Raw genomic sequence first — 10038 nt, 5'->3', positions numbered from 1 at the left:
GGTTTAATGTATGCAAATTTCTGTATTAGATCGATGATAGGGGTACATAAACAAACTAGACGGATTGTCGCTTCCTTACTGATTTCTTTCAATTGGAAATCTCCAATGTCGGAGTGCTTGCGAAGTTCTTGTAATAAATTCCGAATTTCAACCGACTCACCCGTTATCCGAAGAATTGTAGAACATGTATCTGATTCACGCTGGGTGGTTATCGCACTCATTGTCACAGTAGGATAACTCTTAGTGAGTTTTGACCAACATCCTCTATGTCTAATCTTTAATTTCAGGAATTCCATCAAAGTCACTAATTGACGTGTGTCATTTACCTTTAAAAATGAATTGCGAAGATATTAGGGAAAATCAACTTTAGGCCATAAAGATAAGGAGCAAACATCACAGAAAGGAGTAATTCTTATGAGTAGCAAGAAATATTTTGATGATGTGGCATCCCAATGGGACAAGATGCGAGAAACTTTCTTTTCTGAGGCAGTAAGGGAAAAGGCGTTTGCCGTGGCAAGCATCCAACCTGATCAACTTGCTGCAGATATTGGAGTTGGAACAGGCTTTATTACAGAAGGACTTCTTCAAAGAGGTTTGAAGGTAATTGCCATAGACCAATCGGATGCAATGCTCCAAGAATTAAAGAAGAAATTCCAATGTGATGGTAAAATTGATTATCGCAAAGGAGAGGCTGAAAAACTTCCTATTGAAGATGAAATTGTTGACTATGTGTTTGCAAATATGTTTCTGCACCACGTAGAGAGCCCACCAGTTGCAATTAATGAGATGGTGAGGATCTTAAAGCCTGATGGTAAGTTAATAATTACTGATATTGATGAACATAATTTCGAATTCTTGAAAAAAGAGCAATATGATCGTTGGATGGGATTTAAGAGAGAAGATGTTAAGCTTTGGTTCATTAAAGCAGGACTCAAAGAGATTATGGTTGATTGCGTAGGTGAAAACTGCTGTGCGCCATCTTGTTGTGGAGATGAATATGCAAGTGTCAGCATATTTGTGGCATCTGGAAAAAAAGTGATCTAAGAAAATAATACATTTCTTATTAAATGCTAATAACCAATTTTTCTAATGAATCAGTCAAAAAGTGCGGATTTACTAGTTTTAATGTTTATTTAGAATATTAAGATATATTTTTATAAAACAACACGAATAATGTCTCTACATTTTGATACTCATGGTGGAATGAGTGGATCATATAAAACTTGCTAAGAACAAATTAGTCCTTCAGAATTTCTTTCACAAAGTGTATACTCAATTGCTAAAATACATCACAGTTGAAGAATTAATTCTGATAACAATTTGCTTTATTAGCAGAGTCTTATTTTTGTCAATTTCTCTAGATGAATGGGATACCATAAACTTTGCCAAGGCTTTAAATGACTATGGACCAACATATGGTCGTCCTCACTTGCCTGGGTATATCGTATTTGTTTTTCTTGCATGGTTAATATATTTACCTACAAGAAACCATATTTTTTCTTTAACAATGGTAAGTGCCATCACAAGTACACTTACAATTCTGCCAATTTATCGACTTACAATTAAATTCTTTGATAGGAAAGACTTAGCGACTCTTTCATCAATCCTTTTTATTGTAAGTCCCCTTGTTTAGATTCATAGTGTTGTAGACTTAAGTGATGTATGCAATGTGTTTTTCTTGTCGACAGCGAGCTATTGGCTATATCTTGGAATACATGACAAAAAGAAATTTTATCTTGGTTCATTTGCTTTTGCATTACATTTGGGAATTCGACCTACTGATATTGCTATCGGAATTTTAATTCCCTTCATCGCATTAGCACGTATTTATTATGACGGAAATGAGGGATCCAAGATTTGGAGAAAAGAATTAATTGTATTCTTAAAGGTAATGGTTATTTTTGGCGTTACTGTTCTATTTTGGCTTCTACCTACGGTGTATTTTTCGGGCGGTTGGACTAGGTATTATTCTAATCTTGTCGGATCATATGAAAGACAATTACGTACTCATGGCATTTTTCCTGATCAACGAGCTACAATGACTGAAATAATTCAGAAAAACAGGGCTATATACAATGCGTTATTTCGAGATAGTTTTGGGTTAGGATATTGGGGAGATATTTATAAAATACTGCCTCTTCCGATTATTCTGCTTGGATTTCTTTTTTATCTATTAAAAAGTGATATATCTGATAGAAGAAATCAGTTTTTATTACTTTGGTTTATCTCATTCTTTGCTTGGGTATTTCCTCATTTGATAACAACAGTATATTCACGGTATCTGTTACCTATCGTGGTTCCTTTTTTCTTGATGTATATTTGGGGAATGAAAACACCATTTGAGTATCTATCAACTCGATTTAAGAAAAGAGGAATTTTTTTAAAAGACCTTTTAGTCTCACCTTTACTTATTTCTATGTTTGTACAGTCCGCCTATAGCGTGAATGGTCTGCATACTATTCCTTCTCCATTTACTCAAGTGGTTGAGTATGTGCAGACAAACTATTCTCCAGAAGATGTTGTTGTAATAGTCAGAGAAGAGAGAATGCACTTCGAATTCCTTGCACCTGAATATGAGATCATTGATGCACCCCATTTTGAGTCTCTTGTAAATGACTTAGTAGCCACCGAAAAAACGATATTAGTTACTTATACTGTAATAAAATGGCATTATATTTTAGAAGAAGACTGTCAACTGCTCGAAGAATTTCACAGAGCACCTAGAATTTATCCTAAAAATTCGTATACAGCTATATATTTATACATAGGAGCTTGAAACTTGTGATAAAAGAAGACTATCTAGCTAAAGGACTTTCGCTTCTCGTGATTCTTCTTTCTCTTCCTACAGTGTTTTTAATCCCTTCTATTTTTTTCAAATATATGTTTTCTTTAGATTTGGATCTAAATACCACCTTTCTGGGTATTTGGACTGAAGTTTGGCTGCATGCACTTAGTGGTCAACCACCTACAATTGCTACATATGCTCTAAGTTTAGATATAGCAGGCTGTTTATTTCTAATAGTTTCAGTTATATCCTTCCTGCGAAACTTATTCACAGAAACACCAAATACCAATAATAAGGCGATGTGGAAAGACTTTCCTTCTTTACTACTGAAAGAACCCTCTTTTTTTACCTACAGATTTGCTCTTGTAACGTTTCTGACACTTTGCAGCATATTAATAAATGATATTTTTTGGCCATCCTTAAACTTTTTAGATCAATGGTTCATAGCGCTTATCTTTTTATTTGGCGATAAATACTTTCTTCGAAAGATTGTACCACGCCTTTGGGAACACGACTTATAATTATTTATCTTATAATTCATATTCAAATCACAGGTATTTTGTATGATGTTAAGATCTTTGGACAAAATAAATTGGTATTTAGGTATTTTGTTTGGCTTATTATTTATTAAAGGAAAAAATTGCTTATTGCAGAGGAGATGCTGAAAAACTTCCTATTGAAGCTGAAATTGTTGACTATGCGTTTGCAAATATGTTTCTGCACCATGTAGAGCGCCCATCAGTTGTAATTAAGGAATTAGTGAGAATCTTAAAGCCTAGTGGCATGTTAGTAATCACAGATCTAGATGCCCATAATTTCGAATTCCTGAAAAAAGAACACTATGATCGCTGGATGGGGTTCAAGAGAGATGATGTCAAACGTTGGTTTGATGAAGCAGGGCTCAAAAACGTGATGGTTGATTGTGTAGGTGAAAACTGCTGTTCTCCGTCCTGCTGTGGAGATGAATATGCCAATGTCAGTATATTTGTTGCATATGGCAAAAAAATACTTGAAGGGTGAGCTTTAGATCATATAGTGTAAAGTTTCTCCCAATTTCTTAGAATGCGTCGAAAAAAGAAAGCAGCCGATGACTAATGGAAACATTGGCTTACAAGTTATCAGGATTATTGAAGCAGCATATACTTCCATAACAGAGAAAAAGACGGTCAGTTTGGGGGAATAATATAGACATTACACCTAGCAGGATTGCATAGAACTTAAGCCAATAGATAATTAAATTTATATGTAATTAACTTACTAAAACCAATCCAAATTTCATTAGGCTAGGGCACTGCTAATGTATAAGATACAAAATGTAAGTATTGTTATCCCTGCGCATAATGAGGAGAACAATCTTCGTTTAAATATTAAAACAATTCATGAATATCTTGCGAAATTACTTGGGTGTAATTTTGAAATCATATTAGTTGAAAATGGAAGTACTGATAGAACTGCAGTCATAGCAAAAGAATTAGAAACTGAATATCCGAACTTAAAAGCGTTCTTTTTGCCGACTCCATCCTATGGAGAAGCCTATCGCTACGGAATACTTCGAGCTAACTATGATATGGTCACTGTTCATCCTGTAGATCTTGCCTTTAGTCTCAATTTTATTGAACGCGCCTATAGACTTCTCAATAAATTTACAGTCATTCTTGGTGTACGATATCATCAAAAAAGTAAAGTTAGCCGCCCTTCCATTCGCAATTTGATTTCTAGAGTCCACACAAAATTCGTGAATACTCTTTTTGACATGCATTATAATGATGTAAATTGTCTAAAGGCATTTAGAACGCCTGTAGGAAAAAAACTGGTTAAACTTACAACAGCAAAAGGACCCTTTATAGAAGTCGAATTAGTTTGTTTATTAAACGCGAAGTCTTTAAAATTTTATGAGATTCCACTCAATCATATCGAGGAAGAAATTGCAAGGCATCCATTATACATAGTTAGATCGATTTTGAAAAATTTTATTGAATTATTCAAGCTAAAGTTTCATAAATAATATAGACACAAATAAGATGGCGACTTCTTCGAGGAGGAACTTAGGAACTACTTTGCGGGTTCGTTTCATTTAGCAGTTCGCGAAGACGTCATTTGTTTAGTGTCGTTGAGTCTAATAATCTGGATTGGCTTGTTTTAAGGTCTCTTTTTGACTCCTTATAGATTCTATTATTTATCAGTTTCAGGATTCCATGAACTTCTTTTGGGGAAAACCTGTGTCTACTGTCCAGAATTATTCATATGACACTCCTCATCTAATAAAGGATCTACAATATTTATATAAAGAGATTTTCTGAAATCGAAACCGAAAAAGTAACTTTGTATTCAATGAAACTGGTTGAAAATAATGGATCTTCAGTTTGAGAAAATGAAAGTAATTGAAGCGTGCAAATCTTTAGTAGAGTTTTGGAAAATACCGATGGAACACCTTTGTAACATTGTTATTCAAAACAAGAAAAACCTGAAAAAATATAAAAACTCTCCAGCAATTTTCGTCAACCCTTTTCCCACGGTTGAACACAAGATCGAGCCAGGAAGTCAAATATTCTTTATAAAATTGGAAAAAGAGTTAGTTCCATCCTGGTCAAATCCTAGGGAAAGCTCTGTAATGCTGCCCACTTTTGCGTCATTCGAAAATTATTGGGATGATGAGATATTGTGTTATTTGTACAATGAAGAGGGATCTAAGATCCCATTTATTCTTCGGGATAAAGAAAATAATATTCTTTTCAATATTGATCCGGAATTTCTAGTAAATTATCACTTGTATGAAAATTACTTTATTCCAAAAATTCCGCTGTATGCCAAGATCCCTTTTAGGTATCATCTTTTACCGGCCTTCATAAGGATAAGAATTCCAGGCCTCCTACAAAGACGTCATTCCGCTATTAAGTTTCCTCCATGGCCTATAGTTCAACATGTTGAATTAATCCGCTATTTATTTCTAAAGTGTATTCAATTAGTTACTGAGAAAGAACTAGCTTATCTGGATTTCTGGCCTTTTAAACGGAAATTTGCCGCCTGTCTAGTACATGATGTTGATACTTACTCGGGTGTGAAAAATGTATCTTTTCTCTCTAAACTTGAAAGAGCCTTCGGAATGAAATCTTCGTGGTATTTTTTATCGAAGGGCTATCGGTTAACCCCTACTTTTCTAGAATGGATTCTTAGGAGAGGACATGAAATTTGTCTTCATGGCTATAATCACGATGGTAAATTAGCCTTCTTAAAGCCCAAAGAGATCGATAGAAGAATCAGCTACGGGATAAGCCGTTTTAAAAACTTCATTCCTTCGGTAAGAATTGAAGGATTTAGGTCTCCGAGTCATTTAAGAAGTACAAAATTAATGAAGATCGTAGCAAAATATGTTGACTATGATATGTCCATCCCTGACACGGAAATATTATCACAAACTGCCCCTAGAAATGGATCCTGCTCTATTTTTCCATATTTTTCCAATGGGCTTATCACATTACCCTTAACGATTCCGCAGGATGCGCTTTTTCGTTTTCTCAAGACACCGCGAACTCAGATTCTTAAAATTTGGAAAAGAAAAACAGACTGGATAGAGAAGGTAGGTGGCCTAACTAGTTTAAACACGCACCCAGACAATCATTTTTCTGGAAATAAAGAAGGGTATGAAGTGTATAGTGAGTATTTAGCATATCTTTCCAAAAAAGAAGATGCTTGGGTTACCTTGCCGAAGGAAATTGCGCGATGGTGGAATTTCCGATATCATTGTAAAATCCGTAATATTAATGGAGACTATCGAGTGAATACACCAAATAGAAATCACAAATATAAGCTTACGATTAAATATCTTAGAGAAAACTAGCTAGAACTATTGGAAAAAGTATTTTCAGAATATTGTTTCAATGGCTACCCTTTTAAAAAATCGATTCCTTTAAATGTTTTTTTCGCTACTGCTAACCTAAGATTCATCCAAAAGCCAAATAGCAAATATCCAATACGCCGTATAGGTAATGTTATTTTTGAAACTTTCAAAAGAGGAAGTTCATAATACACGGTTTTATCTATACGCAAAAGTTCCTTATATCCGGTTTTTTCCGCTAGGTGTTGAGAAATTGGATTGAAACTTGCAGCTCTAATCTTTTTAACTCCAATTTTCTTGCAGTACTTAAGTTTCCTTGCAGCCAAACTTTTTCCAATTCCACGTCCCTGATATTGTTTTTTTACACAACTAAAACTATTATCTTTGTGAGTTACACCAGAAATAGCGACAATGTTTCCTTCATATTCACTTATTAACATGAATTTAGCGCTCGTGATTGTGTTCCAGGATGATAAAAATGTTGTTTTTTCTTCCTCTAAAGAGTTATAAAAAGTCTTTAGCATTTTAAGATCATTTTTATTTCTTTTAAAAAAGCGTATTACTCCGAATGTCATCGTACTACGTCCTTAGGTTTAATCGCCCCATCAATTCTCAAGTAATTATTGGATTTTGATGTACCTCTAGGTAAAGTTTATAATTATACATCGCAATCAAATGATCTTTAATCAAAATTTAAATATAATTCCCTAAAACATGTAGTTCTGCATAGGTTAGTTAAGAGGTTAATAAATGACAACAAAACCATGGATAGAATATTGGGCAGCCAATGTCCCACTAACCTTAAATTATCCAAAAGTTCCACTTTATCAATTGGTGAAAGACGCTGCAGAGGCGTTTCCTAATAATACGGCATACATCTTCCAAAATAAAAGCACAAGTTACGACCAATTATATGCACAAATTAAGAAATTTGCGACAACACTCCATACTTTCGGAGTGAAATTCACGGACAAGGTTGCGCTATATCTTCCAAATCACGAAGGCTATCTTATTAGTTTCTTTGCCGTGAACATGATTAATAATCTAATGGTTTTTGATTCTTGCAGGTTTTTAATTCTCTTTCTAATTGCAGTTTCTGAAAGTCCGACTTCATCAGCAATTTTTACAAAGGAAGTACGGGAGTCTTTTTTTAAGAGATCAATAATTTTTTGGTCTATGTCATCTAGCAAGTGTAGAACCTCCCAACCTTATAGAAATTGTGGGCAGATAAATATCAGTAAATAAACTGACATTACTTTTGTTTTTTCAGAAAAAAGCTTAATGAAACCATGTTATGGTAGAGCCTTTCTAAAAGCGTTAATTGTGTCAAGCAATCTATTTCTTAATTTAAGTATATGAAATTGTCGCAGATTAATGATGAGAAGCAATAATGGTACTAAAATAACTGTATATGGAGAAAAATATTTAAAAAATAAACTATTTAAGTTCCCTTCGATCAAAAGAGGAAGATTGTACTCTAAAAACGGATTTTGAGGCCACATAGGAGGAGTTGGGTTGGTAACAGCGCCAGTTGCTATGGCAAACATACTGTAAGCTAAAGTACTGAAGAAAATTATTTGAAACCAGCGATTTTTCGCAATGGAAGGCGTATCTAAAAGTATTCCGACAGGAATGACAAGGAAAGGAATGACACTCAATAAATACCTTGGACCATAAGCGCCGCCTCCAGACCAACCAATATGTATAGAGAACAAAAGCAACATAAGTAAAAATGTTGAACTAAACCAAATAGCTTCATTTGGATAACGTCTAAAAAACAATACAAAGCCATATATTGCAAATAGAAGATAAGGCGAAAGATAAAATTTGCCATGTGAGGTGCCAAACAGCAAACCCCTCAAAGCAAGTTGTAGGGGATATGAAAATGCTTGATCACTTTGGACTTCGACAGAAAAGCCTTGATACATATAAGGAGTTGCGAAAGGACTACCGAATATGGTATTGTGATACCACGCTAATGTTCCTAAACAAGCCAAGTAAGGAAATAGAAATAATATCAAGTTCTTAAATTCTCGTTTATACAAATAAAACAAGAGAAATGGAGGTAGTGCAAGTATATTCTGGTATTCTACACAAACAGAATATCCTAAAGCGAGGCCAGCAAGAAATACTTTTGTATTATCTTTCCTTTCATTTTTAAAATAATGAACTGTGAGATATGCAGCAGAAACTAGTAAAAATGCAGAAGTTCCATGCGCGAAAAAAGTTACTCCATAGACAAAAGCTATTGTACCAAAGGCATATGATAATGCTGTGAGAAGGCTCGTTTTTTCACTGATTTCAAATAATTTACAGAGTTCAAAGATTACCACAACGCTAAGTGCAGTAAGTATACTGCTGCATAAAACCATGAAGCTTGCTAACGTCCCTCTAATAAATACAAACTCATATTTTCCGAATATACTATACGCAACGAACTTGCCTAGAAGATAGAAAGGAATTCCCAAAAAACTCAATCCGGGTGCTTTATCTGAATAATAATTTCTACTTCCTGGAGGATACTCGCTATAGTCTGCCCATCCCGTCCAAAACATATATTTGTTAATTCTAAACGAACGTTCTTCCACGATCGCCATAGTTAAAGCAAGATGCGAGCCTTCGTTGATAGACTTAAAGCCGTTAATAAAGTAGACATACACAATTAAGACGCTGATAAAAAGACGTGTCCTTAAATCTCTAGTTAGAGAAAAAAGTGATTGCATTTTGGTCATAAGTTTTAGACCTTTTCTATTAGTTTTTTAATTTGACCTCATTTGCATCTTTGGTACTCATTATAGAAATCGCGATTCTCTGAACTACGTGATAAACTAAAGCGTTTTTTAATTTCAGGTCCATCTTTGGTGACAATCATCGTTTCTTCAGCTTATTCTACCTGAAACACTTTGGAAAAACCTATTTTCAGGTAGAATTTTCCTTAACGTGACTTTTGATCTAAGACTACTGATATTAGATTAAATTTAAATATACTTCTCATAAACAAGCATACTACAAATATAGTCAGATGAATTGAAAATGCCAACAAAACCATGGATTGCATATTGGCCTACTAACGTTCCTCTAACTTTAGAATATCCAAAAATTCCACTTTATCAATTGGTGAAAGACGCTGCAGAGGCATTTCCTAATAATACGGCATACATCTTCCAAGATGAAAGCATAAGTTACGACCAATTTTATACACAAATTAAGAAGTTTGCTACAGTTTTCCATACTCTTGGAGTGAAATACGCGGACAGGGTTGCGCTATATCTTCCTAATCTTCCCGCTTATCTCATCAGTTTCTTTGCCGTGAACATGATTGGCGCAATAGCTATTCCCTGTAATGTGGCATATCGAGAAAAAGAAATAAAGTTTTTGCTTAAGGATTCGGAAGCTGAAACCATAGTTGTCTTGGATG

12 protein-coding genes and 1 pseudogene are annotated in these 10038 nt (G+C 34.5%); 9 read left to right on the top strand and 4 right to left on the bottom strand.

What is annotated here, in order from left to right; translation table 11 throughout:
* The coding region (locus QVB70_RS01765) for a hypothetical protein (RefSeq protein WP_287582771.1) at positions 1-296 on the bottom strand (296 nt) is incomplete at its 3' end.
* A gap of 118 nt (positions 297-414) precedes the next feature.
* On the opposite strand from QVB70_RS01765, the gene QVB70_RS01760 reads away from it, so the two are divergent.
* From QVB70_RS01760 to QVB70_RS01730, 7 genes are all read left to right on the top strand, one after another.
* Positions 415-1044, top strand: a complete 630-nt coding sequence (locus QVB70_RS01760) for a class I SAM-dependent methyltransferase (protein WP_287582769.1) — start codon at positions 415-417, stop codon at positions 1042-1044.
* Positions 1045-1207: 163 nt separating this feature from the next.
* A complete protein-coding gene (locus QVB70_RS01755) occupies positions 1208-1633 on the top strand; it encodes a hypothetical protein (protein WP_287582767.1) in 426 nt (141 codons plus the stop codon).
* Between the two features lie 45 nt (positions 1634-1678).
* Positions 1679-2776 (top strand): hypothetical protein, encoded by a 1098-nt coding sequence (locus QVB70_RS01750; RefSeq protein ID WP_287582765.1) that lies wholly within the window; start codon positions 1679-1681, stop codon positions 2774-2776.
* A 5-nt stretch (positions 2777-2781) separates the two neighbouring features.
* Complete coding sequence (locus QVB70_RS01745) at positions 2782-3306, top strand: hypothetical protein (RefSeq protein WP_287582763.1); 525 nt, start codon at positions 2782-2784, stop codon at positions 3304-3306.
* Between the two features lie 91 nt (positions 3307-3397).
* Positions 3398-3805 (top strand): class I SAM-dependent methyltransferase, encoded by a 408-nt coding sequence (locus tag QVB70_RS01740; protein WP_287582761.1) that lies wholly within the window; start codon positions 3398-3400, stop codon positions 3803-3805.
* A gap of 277 nt (positions 3806-4082) precedes the next feature.
* On the top strand, positions 4083-4790 hold the full coding sequence (locus QVB70_RS01735) for a glycosyltransferase family 2 protein (RefSeq protein ID WP_287582759.1): 708 nt from the start codon (positions 4083-4085) through the stop codon (positions 4788-4790).
* A gap of 345 nt (positions 4791-5135) precedes the next feature.
* A complete protein-coding gene (locus tag QVB70_RS01730) occupies positions 5136-6623 on the top strand; it encodes a DUF2334 domain-containing protein (protein WP_287582757.1) in 1488 nt (495 codons plus the stop codon).
* A 44-nt stretch (positions 6624-6667) separates the two neighbouring features.
* On the opposite strand, the gene QVB70_RS01725 is transcribed toward QVB70_RS01730, so the two are convergent.
* Positions 6668-7195 (bottom strand): GNAT family N-acetyltransferase, encoded by a 528-nt coding sequence (locus tag QVB70_RS01725; RefSeq protein WP_287582756.1) that lies wholly within the window; start codon positions 7193-7195, stop codon positions 6668-6670.
* A gap of 175 nt (positions 7196-7370) precedes the next feature.
* Between QVB70_RS01725 and QVB70_RS18430 the strand changes: the two are divergent.
* A pseudogene (locus tag QVB70_RS18430) lies at positions 7371-7655 on the top strand (AMP-binding protein); the annotation flags it as partial.
* Here the strand turns inward: QVB70_RS18430 and QVB70_RS18425 are convergent.
* The gene (locus tag QVB70_RS18425; protein WP_342766534.1) at positions 7625-7810 is read right to left on the bottom strand and encodes an AsnC family protein; all 186 of its coding nucleotides are present in this window, start codon (positions 7808-7810) and stop codon (positions 7625-7627) included. The pseudogene QVB70_RS18430 and the gene QVB70_RS18425 overlap by 31 nt on opposite strands.
* 102 nt (positions 7811-7912) lie before the next feature.
* A complete protein-coding gene (locus QVB70_RS01715; RefSeq protein ID WP_287582752.1) occupies positions 7913-9352 on the bottom strand; it encodes a hypothetical protein in 1440 nt (479 codons plus the stop codon).
* A gap of 301 nt (positions 9353-9653) precedes the next feature.
* Here QVB70_RS01715 and QVB70_RS01710 point away from each other — a divergent pair.
* The coding region (locus QVB70_RS01710; protein WP_287582750.1) for an AMP-binding protein at positions 9654-10038 on the top strand (385 nt) is incomplete at its 3' end.

It is taken from the genome of Candidatus Borrarchaeum sp. (assembly GCF_019058535.1).
In the GTDB taxonomy this organism is placed as follows: Archaea; Asgardarchaeota; Sifarchaeia; order Borrarchaeales; family Borrarchaeaceae; genus Borrarchaeum; species Borrarchaeum weybense.
This window is presented reverse-complemented; position numbering and strand designations above follow the sequence as displayed.

Excerpts from the sequence above, each read along its gene's own strand:
- QVB70_RS01760 (WP_287582769.1), top strand. The coding sequence starts at position 415 with ATGAGTAGCAAGAAATATTTTGATGATGTGGCATCCCAATGGGACAAG.
- QVB70_RS01715 (WP_287582752.1), bottom strand. The coding sequence starts at position 9,352 with ATGACCAAAATGCAATCACTTTTTTCTCTAACTAGAGATTTAAGGACA.
- QVB70_RS01725 (WP_287582756.1), bottom strand. The coding sequence starts at position 7,195 with ATGACATTCGGAGTAATACGCTTTTTTAAAAGAAATAAAAATGATCTT.
- QVB70_RS01735 (WP_287582759.1), top strand. The coding sequence starts at position 4,083 with ATGTATAAGATACAAAATGTAAGTATTGTTATCCCTGCGCATAATGAG.
- QVB70_RS01730 (WP_287582757.1), top strand. The coding sequence starts at position 5,136 with ATGGATCTTCAGTTTGAGAAAATGAAAGTAATTGAAGCGTGCAAATCT.